This is a genomic window from Rhodonellum psychrophilum GCM71 = DSM 17998 (assembly GCF_000381545.1).
Taxonomy (GTDB): domain Bacteria; phylum Bacteroidota; class Bacteroidia; order Cytophagales; family Cyclobacteriaceae; genus Rhodonellum; species Rhodonellum psychrophilum.
Window position 1 is genome coordinate 356,721 of the sequence record NZ_KB906675.1, and the last position, 20,521, is coordinate 377,241.

Genomic DNA, 20,521 nt, shown 5'->3' on the forward strand with positions numbered 1-20,521 from the left:
AAAAAGCTTTTATCCCAAATAATATGATATTTCCCAAAAACCTTGCTTTAGACACGATCAATAATTGGGGCAAAGACACAATGACGGATTTTTTGGGAATTGAATTTACCAAAATAGGAATTGACTTTTTAGAGGCAACAATGCCCGTATGTTCTAGAACCAAACAACCCCTTGGGCTGTTACATGGAGGGGCAAGTGTAGTGCTTGCGGAAACTCTGGGAAGTGTGGCCGCAACGCTCACCCTTGACAAGGAAAAGCAATTTTGTGTCGGCTTGGAAATCAATGCCAACCACCTTAAATCTGTCAGGGAGGGTTTTGTGAGAGGGGTAGCCTCCCCTATCCATCTTGGAAAAAAGACCCAAGTATGGGAAATAAGAATTTATACAGAAAGTGGTGATTTGAGCTGTATCAGCAGGATAACCATGGCGATTTTGGAAAAAAACCAATGATGGATACAACCTTAAAAAAAGGAATATACACGCTAAACCAATATTTGGGAAATGTACTTGCCAATGCAATGTCAGAAGGACACCAGGTGGCATTGTGGAGAAAACCCAAATCATCTTTTTTACAAGTGCTGATAGACACTACGGGGAACCTGAAAAGAACCCCCTTGCAAATAGAGGTTTTGCCTGCTGGATTTATCGTGCACCCTTTTGTGGACCAAGAAGATAAAAAAGCATTTTTTCTGGAAGCCAATCAATATTTAAAAATTGATTTGAATTATCCCTTGGAAGAACAGGAATCCTTGCCCGTACTTGAAGAGGGGATTGAGACTTCAAAAGCCGCTTCAGATACCATAAAAAAGGCGATTTTTGAAAACATTAATTCTTCCAAAACCTCGACAGAAACAAACAAAGAGGCGTTCCTTACTTTGGTGGAGAAAGGACTTGCCGCCATCGAGGCAGGGCATCTCAATAAAATTGTACCTGCAAGGACAAAAAAATTGAAGTTGAATCAGGATTTTGATTTGGTCAAATCGATTTTGAGCATGGTAAAATCCTATCCAAATGCGTTCATCAATTTCTTCCATATTCCGAGCATTGGTTCTTGGATCGGTGCTTCCCCAGAGGTTTTGATACAAACCAAAGGAGATAATTTCTCTACCATGGCACTCGCTGGGACACAAAAAGCCAGAGGTGACAATCCCCTGAAAACTGTTGCATGGACTCAAAAAGAAATAGAAGAGCAAGCACTGGTAAGTAGATACATTGTGGATTGCTTTAAAAAAATCAGATTGCGCGATTATGATGAACAGGGCCCAAAGACGGTTTTGGCAGGAAATCTCCTCCATTTAAGGTCGGATTTTAGAGTCGACATGCGCAGGACCAATTTTCAGCAATTGGGTTCCGTCATGTTGGAATTATTGCACCCTACCTCTGCCGTTTGTGGCATGCCGAGAAAGCCTGCTTTGGATTTTTTGTTGGAAAATGAAAAATTTGACCGCTGCCTTTTTGCGGGATTTATCGGCCCTGTGAACATAGAAGAGGAAACTTCCATCTATGTGAATCTTAGAACTGCACAATTATTGGATGGTTTTGCTTTGCTGTATGCCGGAGCTGGAGTCACCGAAGATTCCATCCCGGAAAAAGAATGGGAAGAAACCGAAATGAAATGTGAAATCATCGCCAAACACCTCAATTTAGAAAATCCACTTTGATCCTTCAACCGATAATTGACCTTGTGTCCATTTGTGCCAAAAAAGGCATCAGAAATGTTGTTTTATCGCCTGGTTCCAGGTGCGCGCCACTTACTTTGGCCTTCGTAAGACATCCCGACATTCAAACCAAAACCATCACGGATGAACGTTCCGCTGCATTTGTCGCAATGGGAATGGCGCAGCAACTAGAAAAACCTGTTGTTTTGGTCTGTACAAGTGGATCAGCGGCCCTAAATTATTTCCCGGCAGTAGCGGAGGCCTTTTTTCAACAAATCCCGCTTGTGGTGATCACGGCAGACAGACCTCCAGAATGGATCGACCAATGGGATGGACAAACCATTCGCCAAAACAATGTGTATGGGGAGCATGTAAAGGGAAGTTTTCAATTCCCAGATGAATTTGGGCATCCCGATAAAGTGTGGCATGCGCAGAGAATGGTGAATGAAGCCATCAATCTTTCCACCAGCTTTCCTGCCGGACCTGTCCATATCAATATTCCATTGAGAGAGCCTTTCTACCCAGAAAAAGGCGAGATCTTTGATTTTTCGAGCAACATCAATCTTATAGAAGCAATTTCTGTACTCCCTACTCTTTCGGAGGAGACACAAGCAAAGCTCCGGTCAAAACTCAATAAATTCAGCAAAATCCTAATCGTCCCAGGGCAACAACGGCCGAATGTACAAATCCAAAAACTCTTGGATGAGTTAGTGGAATCGCACAAGGCAATAGTGGTTACCGATACTCTGTCCAATCTCCAATCTGAGCAAACCATCAATTGCCATGATCATTTTCTTGGGCTGGATAAATGGAATGAAGCACTGGATCCGGACTTGATCGTTTCCTTCGGGAAATCCCTTATTTCCAAAAACCTTAAATTATTCCTCAGAAAATCAAAAGCGGCGCATTGGCACATCCAGCCTGGGGGGTATGTTCCGGACACGTATCAATCCCTGTCCTTTCATATTCCCACCACTCCTTGTCATTTTTTTGAATTCCTGAAAGAAAACATTCCTTCCGGAAATCCCGAATTCAGAACGGCTTGGCAACAAATGGATCAATTGGTCCAAAACAATCTGTCCAAAATAATTGACGAAGCGCCCTTTGGGGAATACAAAGCCATCCAGAAATGTTTGCAGGAAATACCTGACAACACCAAAATCCACGTGGCCAACAGCATGGCAGTAAGGTATGTCAATCTCCTGGGAATGCGGGAACAGGAAATCATCTGCAACCGCGGAACAAGTGGAATCGATGGGACAAACAGCACGGCTGTGGGCTGCACTTTTACGACCAAAGACCAAGTAACCCTGATCACCGGAGATGTGGCTTTCTTTTATGACCGCAATGCTTTTTGGCACAATTACACAATGCCCAACCTCAGGATCATCTTATTGAACAACCACGCAGGTGGGATATTCAGGTTGATCGAGGGCCCGGCCAATCAACCTGAACTGGAGGAATATTTTGAAACTGAACAAGTACTTTCCGCAAACCATTTGGCTGCCGAATATGGTTTTGAATATATCAATTGCACAAATGAAAGCCAATTGGAATTTGCCTTGCAAAGTTTTCACAAAAAGTCCATCCATCCCAAAATCCTGGAAATCCACTCCGAGAGCGTGTCCAATGCGGAGATTCTCAAATGGGTTAAAGGAAAGGTTTCTCGAATGATCAATTCAAATTGAAGGCATTCAAATAACAAATTGAACGGAATTTGATTCGCTTACGGATTTTGAAATCTTAAGATTTTCTGATGCTTTAAAGAGCAAAATCAACAGAAGAATTTCAAAAATCGTGAACACCACCAAACCTGGGAGTGCCAATATGACAGAAATGAACATGATTCCCGAGAGGATTCCCAAACATCCAGTAACGAGGGCAATTGGTCCCATTTCTTTTTGCCAACTGATCAAACCTATGCCAAAAACCAAATAAATGGCGCCAGAAACCATCGATTTTGAGATTTGCAATATTTCTATGGAGAGGAACGTGGGATTGAGAAGCGCATACATATCTGCGCTGTTAAAAGCCACGATTCCGAAAATCAGCAATATAGAAGCCCCTTTTACCAAAGCATTCGGGAGAATGTCTGCCAATTTGTAGAAGCCCAAAATAAACCAGGAAAAGGTGAGCATCACGGCTATTTTTACAATAAAATACAAGTAATTGGGTACTGAAAGTTCTCCGCTTTCCAGCAACATGAAATCAAAAGCCAACTCCGCATGTGCCAACAAAAAATACACGATTCCAATAAAAAAGGCATTTTTTAGAAAACTGGAAACCTTTGTTTTATCAACCAATGAAGGTCGTAATTTCGCCTCTTCCTCATTCAAGAATTCAGAGGAATCAAAGTCAAGCGCATCCAAAATGGCCTTGATGGTATAAGACCTAGGAGTGACTTCGCCGGATTCGATCCGCTGGATGGTCCGGACATTGATACTGCAGAGTTCAACTAGATTTTCTTGAGTAAGCCCTTTGGACTTTCTCAGCTCTAGGATTTTTCGACCCAATTCAGGTTGTTTCATGATTACAAGATTTTGTTTTACCATCGCAATTTCCTTTGAATTTTTAAAACTTCACCTGAATTACTGGCGGATTTGACCCGACATTTACCCGACATTTTGCTTTATAAGCGACAACGAGTTGGACATAATGATACATTTGAAACAAACCTATTGAAACAAAAGCAAAAGGCATGCAGTATTCAGAATGGCAAGAAACAATTTTACTAACCTTTCAATTCCCATACAAATAATCATACCCAATCACCTTTCTGATTTTTTATCCAATGTCCAAAGTTGAAGCTGATTTTTTCGGACGGCATGAATGATCACGGCATCAATTAACCCAACCCCTTCATTGATAAGATGAAGTTCATGGGACAATATTCCTGCTTCGATAATCAGCATGGGTTCATCGATCAAAGGTATATTTGATACAAATTCCTTGATCATCAAAATCTCTTTTTAACCTTTAACACCATGTAATTCAGCAAAAATTAGCTCCAAACACAAAATCCTGCCATTTTCCAAGAGCTCCTGGCAGGTTGAATAATATTGTGTATTCCCCTTTAGATATTCAATCCAAATGGATGTATCCAATACCACCCCCTTCATTTTCTGTTAAGCTCGCGCAATTCTTGGGCAGTGCATCTAAATTCCAATGGTTCACTCAGGATGGATTCACCTAATTCTTTTATTTTTTGGGATCGGATGTAAGAAATCAAAGCGATTTTCAGTGCTTCCGTTATTGTAATTGCCTTGGACAATTCCATGGCTTCGGATATCAGATCATCAGGAATTATTGCTGTAACTTTCACGCTGTCAGTTTTTTATAAAAAAAATGATGTGTTATCGTAAATAAATGAAATTTTTCAAACAAACGTTTATCTTTGCTTTTGGCGACTAGGCTAAAGTTCCATTAAGATGAAACCAATAATTGGATTGCCTAAGGGGCAAACCAATTCTGAAATTGACACATGGCTAAAGGAATAATTAGTTCAGAAAAAGCCCAATCCGATAGGAAGGAAATTCTAGAGTAAAAAACTGGATTCTTTCCATCTTCGCAATTGTTCATGGGAAATCCATCAAGCTTCGATCTCTGAAGTTAAATCCCTCATCATTTATTGAAGCAATCTCAAAACGTGTGAAAGAGACGGATTCCTATTCCCCTTCTTCCAGACAGCGTAAAGCTCAGTCTTTTGAGGGATATCCTTCAATTCAATAAACTTCACCTTCAAATCATAACCCTGCTTCAATGAAGTTGGCACGATAGCCACTCCCAATCCCGCCTCTACCAGTTTGAAAATGGTCAGGGCATGCACAGACTTGTGGGTGATGCGGGGAGAAAAACCCTGATCCTCACAGATGGACATGATTTTGTCAAAATAGATGGAGGAATAGTCATGGGAAATAAGATTGAAGTTTGATCATTAAATAAAGTCAATTCTAAGAACAATCAACTTTTTAAACCTTATAGGATAAAATCTACTTTAAATAAAAAATATATACCAAAAATTATTTGAAAATTAATGATTTTTTAATTTGGTAATTAAGAATTAGTTGTATATTTCTTAAAACTATTTTAAACTCTAAATTTTAATTCTATGAAAACAAAATTCTTTTGCACTATGCGTGCATCCGTAGTTTTAGGCACTGCTTTAATTCTCATTATGGGGGGGTGTCAGGACGACTTAAATGACCATCCTCTAGCTTTTGAAGAGGAATCTTCTAAAAAATTAGAAATTTTGGAAGGTACCTTAATGTTTGAAACTTTCAACGATTATGATGAATTTTTCAATAAACCTGAAAAGTTTGAAATACCTAAGTTTGACAATGCCAAATTGTTCTTTTTTGAAGAAGCTGGTGGAGTTAAAGAAAATTTAAGAACCAGTAGTGATGCTACTGAATTTTTAGAGGACCTGGAAGACACTCAATTATTGGAAATTTAGGATCAGGATTTTATGGTGTTCATAGATAACTATTTGATTAAACTTGACTTCGAATTAAAAATTGCCGCTGTAACTGAGGATTTTTCAGAAAAAGAAAAATTAGCTCAACGAAATTACGATACCAAGTCAATTAAATTATACAGATTTGAAGATGATGTTTTACAGCTCTTACAGGAAGGCAAGGAGTCTACCATTACAACTCAAGAATTGAATTCCAGGATAATGTCAACTTTTGACCCAAATGCGGCAACTTATTGTACAAACTGCGACAAAATAAAGTGCTCTTTAAATTCCAATATTGAAGGTGTTACTTTTAATGGAGGAAATAATTTTACATATAGACTTGAATCAAAGCACGTTTATCAAAAAGTAGCTATCTATTTTAGGCTATTTTCTGAATCTAAGTATATGCGAAGGCCCTCTGGATCATTTCTAACATGGAACAGTGAGTCAACTACACTTTACATATGGTATGATGTGAAATTCAAAAGTAAAAAGTCTGGAAGTTCAGAAATATTTTTGGTCAATAGCACAAATATATTTTCAAATCAGTTGAAACCTGAATATTATGTCAGCAGTAGAGGTCTTGAAAAATACTGGGTGAAGTCTCAGTTTTTTGGAGAAGTTGGAGGTAACCATGGATATTCTCCAACCGGGGATTATTGGCAGTTCAATTTATGTGATATTAAAGATGGTTACTAAAATAAGTCTCAAGGTCTGGATAGTTTTCTTGTGCTGCTTGTGGTCGTTCCATGTTTATTCTCAAGAAAAAAGTACAATAACTTTTGGAACAGGTTTTGGCGTGCCATTGTATACTTGGAAAAGTTCCGAGGACCTTAGTACATTAAGATCCATCAATAGGGGGATGTGGGGAATAAATGCCTATGCTCAAAAAGAAATCAAAAATAATTGGGTTTTTGAATGGAATTTTACCGTTCATCGGTTTAGCTCGTATCTTCAAATAGTTGACCTCAATAGAGGAAGCAAAGCTTCGACTGGGTACAAATATGTATTTGATCAGTATCAATTAAACAATTTGGCTTTGAAGAAATTCAAAATCCCAAATACTAAAATAGCGTTTTTGATTGGTGCAGGTATTGGTTTAAACTTATTACCCCATAATTCTATCTCTATGCCGGAAAATGGTTTCCATTTTTTACGGACAAAAGATAATTCAGGAAATAGCGTTCCGGTTTATGACATATCTTTAATTGATTCTGAGGTAACCATAAACAATAAATACAGCGTAAACCTGATCTCCAAGCTTGGATTAAATTACAAAATCAGCGAAGTCTCTTCTTTGGTTTTGTTCAGCCATCATGGTTACAACCTAGCAGGGCCTATTATGGAGAAAAATCTAAGGGAAATAATGTATGAAAATCAAAATTTTGGTGCAGTTCATAAACTCAGCCCTTGGTTTTCATTTATTTCCCTTGGCTATGAGATTACTTTAAAATAATTAATTCCAATCAGAATAAATCCGTTGACAAAATATTTTGTCAACGGATTTTTTTTTAAATAATTAGATTCCTAATTGCTATCGCTCTCGGGATCTCCGTTAATCTCCGATTTTGCGAAGCATATTTCAATTGTATTTCACGAAGTATATTTCAACTTTATCCTGAATCGCTTCGCTCCCGGGATTTCCGCTTCGCTCCAATTTCAATTATATTTCCATTAGAGTAATCTCAACACCTTCAAAACCGCCGGATTCCTATTCCCCTTTTTCCACACCGCAAAAAGCTCCGTCTTCTGTCGGATCTTTTCCAACTCGATAAACTTTACCTTCAAATCATACCCTTCCTTTAATGAAGTAGGAACAATAGCTACCCCAAGACCTGCCTCTACCAACTTGAAAATGGTCAAAGCATGTACAGATTTATGTGTGATTTTGGGTGAAAAACCCTGATCCTCGCAAATGGACATGATTTTGTCAAAATAGATAGAAGAATAGTCGTGGGAAAAAAGGATAAAGTTTTCTTCCTTCAATTGTCCCACATTTTTGAATTTCCCCTTTGCCAAAAGATGCCCCAAAGGCAGCACCACCGAGAAAGTATCCTGATTGACCACTTTCATCTGAAGCGGTTCCGGTACCCGTGCCAAGCGTACAAAACCCAGATCCAGCTTGTCCTTTTCCAGCATTTCTACCTGCATGGCATTGCTGAGTTCTTCCAGGGTAGTTTGGATTCCGGGATAGTTTTGGGAGATTTTCACCAAGAGTTCTGGCAATACGGTATGGGCGGCTGATCCTAGGAAACCAATCCTTAACTCCCCAATTTTACCGGCAGCGATTTCCTTGAGCTGAGTTTTGGTGAGTTCTAGGTGGTTGAAGATAAAATCCACTTCCGATTTCAGGTAATGGCCTGCCGCCGTCAGTTCCACCCGCCGTTTGGATCTTTCAAAAAGCTGCACATCCAAAATCTCCTCCATCTGTTTAATCTGTCGGCTGAGACCCGGTTGGGAGATAAAAAGCCGCTCCGCAGCGCGACCGAAATTCAGTTCCTCGGCCACTGCTTTGAAATATTCAAGATGCCGAAGTGCTATTTGATAACCCATGGTTATTGATTATTGATAGAATTGGTATTTAGAAGTATTAAAGATACCAAGTAAATTTGAATAAGATCAGATTTAGATCAGCCAGGTTATCCGATCTTCATTTGGTTACAAATGGTTTAAATGAGATAGCGCTTACCTTTTGACATTTCGAAAACATCCCAAAATTCCTTATTTTATGCCAAAAACCTTTCAATACGGCCAAGATCACCTTACCTGTTCCATTGCCTTGGGTATTTGTAGGGGAAATATACAAGGGACTATTTCCGATGAAAGCCGAGAGAAAGTCAGGAAAAGTGCCCAAGCCGTTGATCGTATTGTTGAGAAAGGTAGGCCTGTCTATGGCATCAACACGGGTTTTGGACCACTGTGTACTACGATGATTTCACCAGAGCAAACCAGAAAACTCCAGGAAAACCTCCTGAAAAGCCATGCAGTCGGTCTCGGTGAGGCAATCCCGATTGAAATTTCAAAGTTGATGCTCGTCCTGAAAGCCCATGCCTTGGCCCAGGGATTTTCGGGAATCCAAGAAAGTACTTTAGATAGAATCCTTTGGCACATCGAAAACAACATCATTCCCGTCGTCCCAAAACAAGGTTCAGTGGGTGCATCTGGAGATTTAGCACCGCTTTCTCATTTGTTTTTGCCCTTGATCGGATTGGGCAAAGTGCATTACAAAGGAGAGATAATTTCAACAGCCAAACTTTTCCAGCAACTTGACCTTGCGCCAATACACCTCGGACCAAAGGAAGGTTTGGCCTTGATCAACGGCACTCAATTTATGGCTGCATTTGGGGTCATGATTGTGTATCGATTTTACAATATTTTGGCCCATGCCGATATTACAGGTGCCATGATGCTCGAGGGGTTATTGGGTTCGATCAAGCCTTTTTCTACCGAACTGCATCAACTCCGTCCCTACGCCGGAAACCAACATGTAGCCCAGTCCATACTTAATTTACTTCATGATTCTGAGATTGTCCATTCCCATGCAGCTTGCGCAAGGGTTCAGGATCCGTATTCCCTACGCTGTATGCCGCAGGTACACGGTGCGTCCCGAAATGCATGGCTGCATCTAAAACAGATGATCGAAATCGAGATCAATTCCGTCACGGACAACCCCGTGGTCTTTGACGAAAACCACACCATCAGTGGCGGGAATTTTCACGGGCAACCGATTGCCATGCCTTTGGATTATACCTGTCTGGCTGCTTCGGAAATCGGGAACATTTCCGACCGCAGGATCTACCTTTCCTTGGAAGGAGATACTCCGGGTGTCCCAAAGTTGCTGCTCAAGGAAACCGGATTGAACTCAGGCTTTATGATTCCACAATACACCACTGCGGCACTGGCAAGTGAAAACAAGGGATTGTGTTTCCCTTCTTCGGCGGACAGCATTCCAACTTCCTTGGGACAGGAAGACCATGTGAGTATGGGAAGTATCGGCGCGAGAAAGGCATTGCAGGTGATTGAGAATGTGGAGAAAATCCTTGGGGTGGAACTCTTCTGTGCAGCACAGGCGGTGGATTTCCATGCGCCTTTGAAGTCCGGAAAAATCATGACCGCACTCTATGAACACGTCCGAACCAAAATCAAACATGTCACCGAAGATCAGCTCATGTATGAAGACATGGAGATAGCCATTGACATCATCCGAAGTGGAGAATTGCTAACTTTAGCAAAGGAAGTAGCGGCAAGAGAAGGATTGAAATTGGAGACAAAATGGTCGGAGGAGTTTGATCGCTTTTAACCGAGTTCAAGTCTTCAGCGAAACGCCAACCTAGTTCAAGTCTTCAGCGAAGCGGTGACTTGGACTCTACTCAAGACAGTCTTCAGACTGTAGGGTCAGACTTAAAAAGCAGTTTTACAACTGAAAGAAGTCTAGAAATTCAGTCTGAAGACTGGAAGAAGATGGTCCAAGTCTGAAGACTTGAACCATAACTGAAGACTTGAACCATTGCTTAATCCTCAAGACTAGAACATTGTTCTTTAAAAAAATATGACCAAAATCAAATTCACTTTTATCGGGCCAATCCGTCAAGCGGTTACTTTGGCAAATCTTCCATTGAAGGGTGCATTGAGAGACGAGCAACTTCAGGTGATTCAAGGAGCTGGAATTCTGATCAAAAATCAGGAAATCTTTAAAATTGGGCCCTATGAAGATTTATATCCCGAAGCATTGACCGTGGATGCTGAAATGGTCTATTTGACAGAGGATTTTGTTGCCTTGCCAGGCTTTGTGGACTGCCATACGCATCTCTGCTTTGCGGGAAGCCGTGCAAATGACTTTGCCATGCGCAATGCTGGAAAATCTTATTTGGAAATTGCCAAATCGGGAGGAGGAATTTGGGATACGGTCACACAAACCAGAAATGCCAGTTTGGAAGCATTGGTCGAAGGAACCGTCAAAAGAGCAAACAGACACCTTTTCGAAGGCGTCACCACCATCGAGGTAAAAAGCGGTTATGGGCTTTCATTATCCGAGGAAATCAAAATGCTCCATGCCATCAAACAGGCAAATTCGGAAACTGCAGCAGATTTGATTCCAACCTGCCTTGCTGCCCATATCTGTCCAAAGGATTTTGAGGGTTCAGCAAAAGAATACCTGGAAACAATCAGCAATGAATTGTTCCCAATCCTGAAATCCGAAAACCTCAGCAACCGGATCGATGCCTTCATAGAGGACTCGGCTTTCAGCCCTGATGACATTGCAGATTACTTCCAAAAAGCCAAAGACCTTGGATTGGATATCACCGTTCACGCAGACCAATTCCATGTTGGCGGTTCGGAAGTTGCGGTAGCTTTTGGCGCCATTTCGGCCGATCATTTGGAAGCCAGCACAGAAAGAGAAATAGCATTATTAGCCAATTCAAATACCATTGCAGTGGCCTTGCCTGGAGCCTCGATGGGTTTGGGAGTGGCATTTACGCCAGCCAGAAAACTGCTGGATGCAGGTGGTGCTTTGGCCATCGCTTCGGATTGGAACCCAGGTTCGGCACCGATGGGTGATTTGCTGATGCAAGCGGCGGTCCTTGGAACGTACGAGAAACTTAGCAATGCAGAGCTCTTGGCAGGAATCACTTGTCGGGCGGCAGCAGCGCTTGGCTTGTCCGACAGGGGCAGCATTGCCGTGGGAAAATTGGCAGACATCATTTTCTTCCTAACCTCAGATTACAAAGACATCACTTATCATCAGGGAAAACTTAAACCGGAGATGGTATGGAAAAAAGGCTCATGTGTATGGAAAGCAAAGGGCTAAATCCATTGTTTTCGAAGAAAAATCCCTCAACCCCATTTGAATTTAGCAGACTCTCAATCGAAAAAAAATGACTTTCCAAGAACAAATTTGCCAAGGTATTCCGAGGACGCTTCCACCAAAAAAAGCCTATGACTCAGAGATCAGTCATGCACCCAAAAGAAAAGATATCCTTTCTCCGGCAGAGAAAAAACTTGCCCTAAAAAATGCCCTCCGCTATTTTCCGCCGAACTGGCATGCTGAGCTAGCATTGGAATTTTTTGAAGAGTTGATAAATTACGGGCGGATTTATATGTACCGCTTCATGCCGGACTATGAGATCCATGCCAGGCCCATATCAGATTATCCTGCAGGATGCCAACAGGCAGCGGCCATCATGCTGATGATCCAGAACAACTTGGACCCTGCAGTGGCACAGCATCCACACGAACTGATTACCTATGGGGGAAATGGGGCAGTTTTCCAGAACTGGGCGCAGTACCTGCTCACCATGCGGTATCTTTCTGAGATGACCGAAGACCAGACTTTGCACCTGTATTCTGGCCATCCCATGGGACTTTTCCCTTCTTCCAAAGAGGCCCCGAGAGTGGTCGTCACCAATGGCATGATGGTTCCGAATTATTCAAAACCGGATGATTTGGAAAAATTCAATGCACTCGGCGTCACCCAATACGGACAGATGACTGCCGGATCTTTTATGTATATCGGACCACAAGGGATCGTTCATGGAACCACCATTACCGTGATGAATGCTTTTCGCAAAAAACTCGGGTCTGAAATCAATCCGAAAGGAAAGGTCTTTTTGACATCTGGATTGGGTGGAATGAGTGGCGCCCAACCGAAAGCAGGGAATATTGCAGGATGTATCACTGTGTGTGCGGAAATCAATCCCAAGGCAGCACAGAAAAGGCACAAACAGGGTTGGGTAGATGAATTGATCGACAACCTGGATTTCTTGGTTAAAAGGGTCAAAGAAGCGCAAGACAAAAAAGAAGTGGTATCGATCGCCTTCCTCGGAAATATAGTGGACGTTTGGGAGAAATTTGACAAGGAGAACGTGATCGTCGAACTTGGATCGGATCAAACTTCGCTGCACAATCCCTGGGCTGGCGGATATTATCCCGTGGGTTTGAGCTTTGAAGCAGCCAATGAAATGATGGCCAAAGATCCCGAAACCTTCAAGACCAAAGTCAGGGAATCCCTTTGCCGTCAGACAGCCGCCATCAACCGACATGCGGCCAAAGGCACCTACTTTTTTGATTACGGAAATGCATTTTTGCTGGAAGCCTCCCGTGCCGGTGCGGATGTAATGGCCAAAAACGGAATTGATTTCAAATATCCCTCCTACGTACAGGACATATTGGGACCCATGTGTTTCGATTTTGGATTTGGTCCCTTTCGATGGGTTTGTACCTCTGGGAAACCTGCGGATTTGGAGAAATCAGACCAAATCGCATTGAAAGTCTTGAAAGAAATCCTAAAAACGGTCCCATCCGAAATCCAACAACAACTTCAGGACAACATCAAATGGATCCAAGAAGCCGGACAAAACAATTTGGTGGTCGGTTCCCAGGCAAGGATTCTCTACGCCGATTCCGAAGGCCGCATCAAGATCGCCCAAGCTTTCAATGATGCCATCAAAAGCGGAGAAATCTCTTCGTCCATCGTTTTGGGACGTGATCACCACGACGTGAGCGGGACGGATTCCCCCTACAGGGAGACCAGCAACATTTATGATGGCAGTCGATTCACCGCAGATATGGCCATCCACAATGTGATCGGTGACAGTTTCCGCGGCGCAACTTGGGTCTCCATTCACAACGGCGGTGGTGTGGGCTGGGGTGAAGTCATCAATGGCGGTTTTGGCTTACATCTGGACGGCACAATGGAAGCAGAAAGAAAATTGAAGTCCATGCTCTTTTATGATGTCAACAATGGAATAGCCAGAAGGGCTTGGGCGAGAAATGACGAAGCCTTGTTTGCGATTAAGAGGGAGATGGAACGGACACCGGGGTTGAGGGTGACGATTCCGGAGATGGTGGATGAAACATTTTTGAATTTATAGCAACTTCCCGTGTGTTGCATTTTTTTAACTAAAGAATCGAGGATAGATAAAGCGCTCAATTAATTGGAAGTATCTCTTCAAAAAAGGGATGTAAGAAATTTTAATTTCAGAAGTCTTTAAAGTTCAAAACAAAAAAAAATGCACTTTTTAATCAAAAAAAAGTATTTTATTTAAATTATCTTATTAATTTCAATTGTTTTAAATTCTTCAGTTTCAAATTATCAATGATTAAATGCCTATGGAAAACTGAAACAACCCATAAAATTTTTATTTCTAACCATTTATCAAAACAATCGAAATATTATTATGAATTATTTTAAAAAACCCAAATTATCGCATTTAGTTGTGATGGCAAGTTTACTGTTTGCAGGATGTAACAGTGACCTAATGCAAGTAGATCCAATCCAGGAATCCATCTTGGAAGAAGGACTAAATATCAGTCAATTCGATCTCAGTGAGATCACCGAAATGACTGATTTTTCAAATATGCGTCAAGGAGATTTCACTGGGAGATTCTTGATTCTGTCAAAAGGTCAAAGTTTACCAAACAACTTAGAGAGTAGTATTCAAAATGCAGGTGGTGAAATTGTAAAAACCTATCCTGAAATCGGTGTAGCGGTGGCTGTCGCCAGATCAGCTGATTTCCATACGAAAGCCAGCAGTATCAGTGGAATCGAATCCATCACTCCGGATTTAATCTTACAATATACAGAGGAACCAAATTTAGTAGGACCAGAGACCACCTTAGATGCCGCCAGAGCGCGACAATCAGTCGAAACCAGTGCAATTGGAACCCCTTTCAACTATAAGACTGCTCTCTTTGACGGGTGGCAGTGGGCTCCTGCTTCTATCAATGCTCCAAAAGCATGGGATGCAGGGGTGACAGGTAAAGGTGTGCGAGTTGCTGTAATCGATGGCGGATTTCACTCAACCCATATTGACTTGGCTCCCAACTTAGACATTGCTAATTCTATTTCTACAGTTCCAGGATTTAACTTCAATCAAGACATAGGGACATTCTGGCATGGAACACACGTAGCAGGAATCGTTGCCGCTTCAGGTTTTGGTGTTGTAGGTATCGCTCCAAAGGCTACCATTATCGGCGTAAAGTCGCTTCATAATGGTTCTGGTGCATTTGAATGGATATTGGATGGTATATTATACGCAGCCACACCACTTTCCCAAGGTGGAGGCGGAGCTCAAATCATCAATATGAGTTTAGGTGCAACTATCGATTATAGAAATAATTGGCAAGATCCAGCCTTTAGAGTTTTCTTTAGAGAATTGCAAAAAACCTATGACAGAGCTACGCGATATGCAACTCAAAATGGTGTGACAGTGATCGCCTCAGCGGGTAATGGTGCCACCAATTATGATGATGCCAAAGAATTGTTCAAACTTCCTGCACAAAATCAGCATGTATTGTCTATTAGTTCAACTGGCCCTACGGGTTGGGTATTTGGAAACACGAACTTTTCCCAACCTGCATATTATACAGATTTTGGAAAATCATTGGTAGATTTTGCTGCACCAGGTGGTACTGTTGGCCTTGCAATTGTTGAAGGCAATTACTCTCCTTGTACATTGATTGGTACATACCGCACGGCAACAAATACGTGTGCAGTATTTGACCAGGTATTTAGTACAGTTAGAGGAACAACGAATGGTAATTATAACTGGGCACAAGGAACGTCAATGGCTTCCCCTGCACTCGCCGGTGTAGTCGCCTTGATGATGGAAGTGAATGGTGGCAACATGACTCCTGCCCAAGTAAGAGCAAAATTAAGCCAGACTGCTACAGATCTTGGCAAGCCAGGAAACGACGAATATTATGGTCGTGGGTTTGTCGATGCTGCGAAAGCTGCTGGTGTTAATTAATTATAAATCCAAGCCTATAATTTGATGATTGATGGTGAAACCTTAATTTAAAACACACGCTCTAAGCCAGACAAACATCAACTTTGGTAAGAGAATTAAAAAGCCTTCGGTTCTCAATAAACCGAAGGCTTTATTTTTTAATTCCACCCAAAATTTTTTAAACAGAGCCCTACTTAAAAAAGTTAATTTTTTTCATCAAAGAAGTATGTGAGCCCCTCATTAAACCTAGGTAGAAAGTGACAATTCCGGAGGAATATAAAAGAATTTGAATTTTAATAACGGTCATAAAACTTTGGTTTCGAATCTACAAACGGCAGGTCTAAAAAACATATAGGTTATCCAATATTTCGCTATCTCCAAAGGTTTGAATCTTGATCCGAACCTAAGACAGCCAACATGAATATTTTATCAGCTTCCAAAGTAAAGTGTACAGCAAACAAAAAACGATGGATCAAACCGAATCGGACTTTCCTATACCGGAATAAAAACCTTTCCCAGTTCCTCAAGGAATTCAAACTCTAAACCTTCTTTCTTTTCCTAATAGCATTTCGCAATTTTAAATATATCTGATTCAGCCTCGGTCTTGATGATCAATCAATAGCTCATCGCTTTTCCTTGACCCTAATTTTCACCTCCTGCCATGATGAACAGGTAAAAGAATTTGCCTCATGGGAAGCTAGTCTTTGGTCAAGTATTTTTTTTGGGATTCACTGAGTTGATAATCCTTCATATCACCTACCATCATGGCAAAATCAAATTTAACAAGCGGTCATCTGCGTTGTCTATCAAGTCGTGCAGTTTTTCCCTTATTTCAATTATCCCATTTTTCCTTGAGTCTAAAATAATAAAATATGATTATCCGCAATCATACCAGTAAGGATAAATTGAAGCAATGATGAGCCTGTCAAAAAATCTTTGACCAAAATATCTTCTGTTGAGCTTATAGCAAAACTCATCGAGATAGTTCTGCATCATCCTCTCAGATATCATATGGTATGTTTGCAGATGTTTCTTTAAGTTACTGATGGCAATGTGAACCCATTTAAGGTTGAAGTTGCCCTGATCTGTTCCAGAGGTTTCTCTGACATGAACATCAATACAATCACTCAGATCTGAAAAGGTGGTACTCTTATCTGTTTGAAGGACAGTGCTTTTATCAATGAATTCTTTGATTAAGGCCTGTGCTGTTTTAGCCTCCAAGTTCTTTATCTTCTTTATCTTGAAATATCTACAGCTCTTTTCAAGCTTTCCCGAGTCAGGATCCTCCAATACTGTTGATTCAGCCATGACAGCTACTTTAGACTGTTTTTGGCTTCCCCTGCCTCGTTTGAGCTTGTTTTTGGTTTTATTGTTGACTGCCTTTCCAACAAAGGCTTCGTCATATTCAACCATATCTTCAAGCCTGTAGATATCATCCCGTTTACCCATTACAACCCTGATTTTATGGTACATCCTGAAAACAGGCTCATATCGCTTTAAGCCCAGTTGCCTTTGAAGCTCTGCAGCACTGAAACTTTTCTTTGTGGCAGATATGAAGGTAATGGCAAGCATCCAGACACGAATTGGAAGGTTACTGTGTTCCATCACGGTTCCGCTCTTAATACTGGTTCGGAAACCACAGGAGGAGCACTGGAAAGAATTCTTGTTTTCAAGCCAGTAGTGCTTGGAACATGAACATCTTTTACAAATTACTCCCTGCTCAAGCCTTTGATACTTAATGAATTCAATACAAGCTGATTCATCCGGGAAGCGATTGATGAAATTGATAATATTCATAGTCAAAACCGTTTATTTTGACCCAATTTATATAGATTGAATGATCACAAATAGCAATTGTCACTAGCTGTCACTTTATATTTATTTGGCTACTGGTGTCATTGCGGATATGCATATAATAAAAATAAATATTTTTACATTGATAAGCTACTTTGAATCATATTTCCAGATGAGCTTGCAGGAGATATGTTACAACCTTATTTACTACCAAAGGAGAAATGGAAAAAAGGAAGAGTTATAAAATGCCGATTCCGGAAATAGTAGATAAAACCCATTGAAATTCTACTAAAAATAAATAAATTTAAAAAAAATAACGCCACGCTAACGAAATCACTTGTAAGAAAACAGCTAGAAAGCCTTCCAGAGGAATTCAGTTTAGATGATTTGGTAGAGCAACTAATTTTGATTCAAAAGATTGAAAAAGGACTTAAAAACTCTAAAGATAACAATATTACCTCCGAAGAAGCTTTAGATCATGAAATTGAAGGATGGTTCGAATAAACTAGACAAATCACTCAATTAATGATTTGAAAGAAATTGCAATTTATATTAGCAAGGACTCAAAAAAGTATCCAAGATCACAAATTCAAAGGCTTAAAGCCATAACCTACATATTAAAAACAAACCCATTTTGTGGACAACATTTTGATTTTTTAGAAGACACCTCTATTCGGCAATTAAAAAAGGGATACTATTTCCTTTTAATCAAATACCTTGTGTTCCCATTGGAATATCCTAATAACAGTGTATCACCCAAAAATCCATATCGGATTTGTTGGGTTTCTCCACTTCCCGAAATTTCCAAGATTTGATCATTAAAGGTCCTCCACGAAAAAGTAGGAATCAAAGAATAGTCCAAAGGCTCTTTGATTCCATTGCGCTTCAAATCATCCCTTAAAAAATTTGGATCTATCAAAAGTTGACCATTTTTTAAAAAAGTATCCACATATCCTTTCTTATAGAAATCATCTTTAATAATTTCTCCATGCACATCTTTAGCAAAAATATTTGTCCATTTCCCTACTATTCTACTGTCTAATTCTTTTTTCTGAAAGAAAGAAAAATTTATAAAATACAATAAAAATAAAATTATCAGTTTAGTTTTTTTGGAGTTAAATTTCATCATATTAAATTTTAAAGTGAATAAAACCGGGTAAAATATCTTTGACCGGCTTTAAAGTATCACATACAAACCATTAGCCGTGCTGAATAATAACCTATACCCGCTGCATGATAAGAAAAATATCCATTTGAACTACTCAACTGACCCAAATGATATTGGGATGCAGTCGCATAAAACATCATTTCAGAAAATGAGTCACCTCCTTTAACAATCTCCATTCTTTCAATACTTAAAACTCTCTCATAACAAATTTATTTTTTTTGATAATTTATTTAACAATACAAGTATAATTCAGGACTGGTGACATTTCCTGTCTCCTAATAAATTATTTTCCAAAAACCACAATCAGAAGGATAAATAACTACATTATTTTAATACCCCTCACAAATTTATAACTTCACAGGACCCTATACATTCTTGTCGATTCTTCTCTTTGATGCCATAATCAATGATGTCATTGTGAGTATCATACTTAATGAAATTAAAATTGCTGTTGAAAGCAATACCTTTTCACCAAAAAATAAGATCCACGACACAATTAGAACGCTCAAAGAAACAACTGTTGTCCAGAGGTGTGTTTTTTTAAAGTTCATTATAAATCTTTTAAATAAGATAATATTTTGGAGATTCAATATAATTATGTCCATGTTAAATCCCCAAAAAATAATTTATATTTTAGGTGCTACTCCGTTACATGAAGCTATAGAAGCTACGCTGATAGCCAATCCTCCTGCAGCAACAAAAAGAACACCTCCTGGCACAGCAGCGGCCAAAGTTAAAGATGCTAAACCCCAACCACTTACAGCAAGACCTGTCACTCCGAGTAAATTATCCCAATTATAACAATCTTCCAACCCTCCCACCATTTCTGTGCTAAATCCATCACAAATAAATCTAGTTTAAGATTATTAATAATTATTTATATTTTCAAACTTAATTTCAAGAAAAGTCAATTTTCTTTCAATCAATCCTGTATTTCAAAAGGATGTGCTTTTCTTTAATGATGCCTTGGCAGATTCCCTTATTCAAGGACCTAATTCATATGCAAGAACTGGATCTCCCGAACCCTTCTAGACTTGGAATGGATTCGCCCTAAATAAAATCAAGCGATAAATAAAAAAAAGGAAGGTGACAATTCCGGAGATGATGAAAAAGGGAAATTGCGATTTTTGAATCAAAAAAAAAAACTCTAATATCACTTCTTCTTCAAATACTCAATCCAATCCTGAAGTTTGTCTTTCATCGCGAGCAATTCCTCTACATTGACGGCTTCTGGGGAAATATTGGACATCAGGCTTTCTGGAATTAAGCCTGCCTCGGCCTTCATTGCACTCCCCTTTTCGGTCAGGCTGACGATGATTTTTCGCTCATCATCTTCAGAACGCATCCTGGAAATCAGCCCCAATCCTTCCATTCTTTTCAACAATGGCGTCATGGTATTGGTATTTAAAATCAGCCTTTGGGTAATCTCGTTCACCGAGATGCCATCGTTTTCCCACAAAACCAGCATCACCAAATACTGGGGATAAGTAATCCCAAGCCGATCCAAATGGGGTTGGTATTCCCTGGTGATCAATCTGGAAACCGCGTAAAAAGGAAAACAAATCTGATTGTCAAGTTTCAATTGTTCCATGGTAATTTTAGATATCATTCAGCAAAATCAAACCATTTCAAACTTTGGCAAATGATGGCTGAACGCATTTAAATTTATATATCGCTGACTTGGTTTTGAAACCAAGTCAGCTATTTCTAGGGAATCC

Annotated in this window: 19 protein-coding genes; 11 read left to right on the plus strand and 8 right to left on the minus strand. The window is 40.2% G+C overall.

Features of this window, described 5'->3' with window-relative positions:
- Nucleotides 1-23: 23 nt before the first annotated feature.
- Genes F824_RS0107605 through menD form a run of 3 tightly spaced genes read left to right on the plus strand, consistent with a single transcriptional unit; the run spans nt 24 to nt 3,345 of the window.
- Nucleotides 24-449 carry a hotdog fold thioesterase gene (locus F824_RS0107605; RefSeq protein WP_019597276.1) on the plus strand — a complete coding sequence of 142 codons (426 nt, stop codon included), beginning with the start codon at nt 24-26 and terminating at the stop codon, nt 447-449.
- Nucleotides 446-1,660, plus strand: coding sequence for a chorismate-binding protein (locus F824_RS0107610; protein ID WP_019597277.1), 1,215 nt, complete (start codon nt 446-448; stop codon nt 1,658-1,660). Before F824_RS0107605 ends, F824_RS0107610 begins: the two co-directional genes overlap by 4 nt.
- Nucleotides 1,657-3,345, plus strand: a complete 1,689-nt coding sequence (gene menD / locus F824_RS0107615; protein WP_019597278.1) for a 2-succinyl-5-enolpyruvyl-6-hydroxy-3-cyclohexene-1-carboxylic-acid synthase — start codon at nt 1,657-1,659, stop codon at nt 3,343-3,345. The genes F824_RS0107610 and menD overlap by 4 nt, the downstream gene beginning before the upstream one ends.
- A 6-nt stretch (nt 3,346-3,351) precedes the next feature.
- Here menD and F824_RS26785 read toward each other — a convergent pair whose 3' ends face one another.
- From F824_RS26785 to F824_RS0107635, 4 genes are all read right to left on the minus strand, one after another.
- Nucleotides 3,352-4,185 (minus strand): helix-turn-helix domain-containing protein, encoded by an 834-nt coding sequence (locus F824_RS26785; protein WP_092655394.1) that lies wholly within the window; start codon nt 4,183-4,185, stop codon nt 3,352-3,354.
- Nucleotides 4,186-4,425: 240 nt separating this feature from the next.
- A complete protein-coding gene (locus F824_RS27940) occupies nt 4,426-4,614 on the minus strand; it encodes a hypothetical protein (protein WP_019597280.1) in 189 nt (62 codons plus the stop codon).
- Between the two features lie 158 nt (nt 4,615-4,772).
- Nucleotides 4,773-4,979: a type II toxin-antitoxin system VapB family antitoxin gene (locus tag F824_RS0107630; RefSeq protein WP_019597282.1), complete on the minus strand. Its 207-nt coding sequence runs from the start codon at nt 4,977-4,979 to the stop codon at nt 4,773-4,775.
- A gap of 303 nt (nt 4,980-5,282) precedes the next feature.
- Nucleotides 5,283-5,573, minus strand: coding sequence for a LysR substrate-binding domain-containing protein (locus tag F824_RS0107635; RefSeq protein WP_262500758.1), 291 nt, complete (start codon nt 5,571-5,573; stop codon nt 5,283-5,285).
- 192 nt (nt 5,574-5,765) lie between these two features.
- Between F824_RS0107635 and F824_RS0107640 the strand changes: the two genes are divergently transcribed.
- From F824_RS0107640 to F824_RS0107650, 3 genes are all read left to right on the plus strand, one after another.
- Nucleotides 5,766-6,110, plus strand: a complete 345-nt coding sequence (locus tag F824_RS0107640; protein ID WP_019597284.1) for a hypothetical protein — start codon at nt 5,766-5,768, stop codon at nt 6,108-6,110.
- 12 nt (nt 6,111-6,122) lie between these two features.
- Nucleotides 6,123-6,812 (plus strand): hypothetical protein, encoded by a 690-nt coding sequence (locus F824_RS0107645; protein WP_019597285.1) that lies wholly within the window; start codon nt 6,123-6,125, stop codon nt 6,810-6,812.
- A gap of 163 nt (nt 6,813-6,975) precedes the next feature.
- Nucleotides 6,976-7,569: a hypothetical protein gene (locus F824_RS0107650; RefSeq protein WP_139189655.1), complete on the plus strand. Its 594-nt coding sequence runs from the start codon at nt 6,976-6,978 to the stop codon at nt 7,567-7,569.
- A 218-nt stretch (nt 7,570-7,787) separates the two neighbouring features.
- On the opposite strand, the gene F824_RS0107655 is transcribed toward F824_RS0107650, so the two are convergent.
- Nucleotides 7,788-8,666 carry a LysR family transcriptional regulator gene (locus F824_RS0107655; RefSeq protein ID WP_019597287.1) on the minus strand — a complete coding sequence of 293 codons (879 nt, stop codon included), beginning with the start codon at nt 8,664-8,666 and terminating at the stop codon, nt 7,788-7,790.
- A gap of 175 nt (nt 8,667-8,841) precedes the next feature.
- Between F824_RS0107655 and hutH the strand changes: the two genes are divergently transcribed.
- From hutH to F824_RS25660, 4 genes are all read left to right on the plus strand, one after another.
- The gene (gene hutH, locus F824_RS0107660) at nt 8,842-10,413 is read left to right on the plus strand and encodes a histidine ammonia-lyase (RefSeq protein ID WP_019597288.1); all 1,572 of its coding nucleotides are present in this window, start codon (nt 8,842-8,844) and stop codon (nt 10,411-10,413) included.
- A gap of 249 nt (nt 10,414-10,662) precedes the next feature.
- Nucleotides 10,663-11,922, plus strand: coding sequence for an imidazolonepropionase (gene hutI / locus F824_RS0107665; protein WP_019597289.1), 1,260 nt, complete (start codon nt 10,663-10,665; stop codon nt 11,920-11,922).
- A gap of 67 nt (nt 11,923-11,989) precedes the next feature.
- Nucleotides 11,990-13,984, plus strand: a complete 1,995-nt coding sequence (locus tag F824_RS0107670) for a urocanate hydratase (protein ID WP_019597290.1) — start codon at nt 11,990-11,992, stop codon at nt 13,982-13,984.
- A 306-nt stretch (nt 13,985-14,290) separates the two neighbouring features.
- A complete protein-coding gene (locus F824_RS25660) occupies nt 14,291-15,862 on the plus strand; it encodes a S8 family peptidase (protein WP_019597291.1) in 1,572 nt (523 codons plus the stop codon).
- An 855-nt stretch (nt 15,863-16,717) separates the two neighbouring features.
- On the opposite strand, the gene F824_RS0107680 is transcribed toward F824_RS25660, so the two are convergent.
- Together F824_RS0107680 and F824_RS0107685 are read right to left on the minus strand one after the other, a co-directional pair.
- A complete protein-coding gene (locus F824_RS0107680) occupies nt 16,718-17,638 on the minus strand; it encodes an IS1595-like element ISRps1 family transposase (protein ID WP_019597292.1) in 921 nt (306 codons plus the stop codon).
- A 691-nt stretch (nt 17,639-18,329) separates the two neighbouring features.
- Nucleotides 18,330-18,764: a hypothetical protein gene (locus tag F824_RS0107685; protein ID WP_019597293.1), complete on the minus strand. Its 435-nt coding sequence runs from the start codon at nt 18,762-18,764 to the stop codon at nt 18,330-18,332.
- Nucleotides 18,765-19,220: 456 nt separating this feature from the next.
- Between F824_RS0107685 and F824_RS0107690 the strand changes: the two genes are divergently transcribed.
- A complete protein-coding gene (locus F824_RS0107690) occupies nt 19,221-19,604 on the plus strand; it encodes a hypothetical protein (protein ID WP_139189657.1) in 384 nt (127 codons plus the stop codon).
- 352 nt (nt 19,605-19,956) lie between these two features.
- On the opposite strand, the gene F824_RS0107700 is transcribed toward F824_RS0107690, so the two are convergent.
- Nucleotides 19,957-20,394, minus strand: a complete 438-nt coding sequence (locus F824_RS0107700) for a MarR family winged helix-turn-helix transcriptional regulator (protein ID WP_019597296.1) — start codon at nt 20,392-20,394, stop codon at nt 19,957-19,959.
- Between the last annotated feature and the right edge of the window lie 127 nt (nt 20,395-20,521).

What these genes read in the sequence shown, in the direction of transcription:
- F824_RS27940 (WP_019597280.1), bottom strand. Translation starts at nt 4,614, where the DNA reads ATGATCAAGGAATTTGTATCAAATATACCTTTGATCGATGAACCCATG.
- F824_RS0107655 (WP_019597287.1), bottom strand. Translation starts at nt 8,666, where the DNA reads ATGGGTTATCAAATAGCACTTCGGCATCTTGAATATTTCAAAGCAGTG.
- F824_RS25660 (WP_019597291.1), top strand. Translation starts at nt 14,291, where the DNA reads ATGAATTATTTTAAAAAACCCAAATTATCGCATTTAGTTGTGATGGCA.
- hutH (WP_019597288.1), top strand. Translation starts at nt 8,842, where the DNA reads ATGCCAAAAACCTTTCAATACGGCCAAGATCACCTTACCTGTTCCATT.
- F824_RS0107680 (WP_019597292.1), bottom strand. Translation starts at nt 17,638, where the DNA reads ATGAATATTATCAATTTCATCAATCGCTTCCCGGATGAATCAGCTTGT.
- F824_RS0107650 (WP_139189655.1), top strand. Translation starts at nt 6,976, where the DNA reads ATGTGGGGAATAAATGCCTATGCTCAAAAAGAAATCAAAAATAATTGG.
- F824_RS0107700 (WP_019597296.1), bottom strand. Translation starts at nt 20,394, where the DNA reads ATGGAACAATTGAAACTTGACAATCAGATTTGTTTTCCTTTTTACGCG.
- F824_RS0107610 (WP_019597277.1), top strand. Translation starts at nt 446, where the DNA reads ATGATGGATACAACCTTAAAAAAAGGAATATACACGCTAAACCAATAT.
- F824_RS0107685 (WP_019597293.1), bottom strand. Translation starts at nt 18,764, where the DNA reads ATGATGAAATTTAACTCCAAAAAAACTAAACTGATAATTTTATTTTTA.
- F824_RS26785 (WP_092655394.1), bottom strand. Translation starts at nt 4,185, where the DNA reads ATGAAACAACCTGAATTGGGTCGAAAAATCCTAGAGCTGAGAAAGTCC.
- F824_RS0107640 (WP_019597284.1), top strand. Translation starts at nt 5,766, where the DNA reads ATGAAAACAAAATTCTTTTGCACTATGCGTGCATCCGTAGTTTTAGGC.
- F824_RS0107605 (WP_019597276.1), top strand. Translation starts at nt 24, where the DNA reads ATGATATTTCCCAAAAACCTTGCTTTAGACACGATCAATAATTGGGGC.
- hutI (WP_019597289.1), top strand. Translation starts at nt 10,663, where the DNA reads ATGACCAAAATCAAATTCACTTTTATCGGGCCAATCCGTCAAGCGGTT.
- F824_RS0107670 (WP_019597290.1), top strand. Translation starts at nt 11,990, where the DNA reads ATGACTTTCCAAGAACAAATTTGCCAAGGTATTCCGAGGACGCTTCCA.
- F824_RS0107645 (WP_019597285.1), top strand. Translation starts at nt 6,123, where the DNA reads ATGGTGTTCATAGATAACTATTTGATTAAACTTGACTTCGAATTAAAA.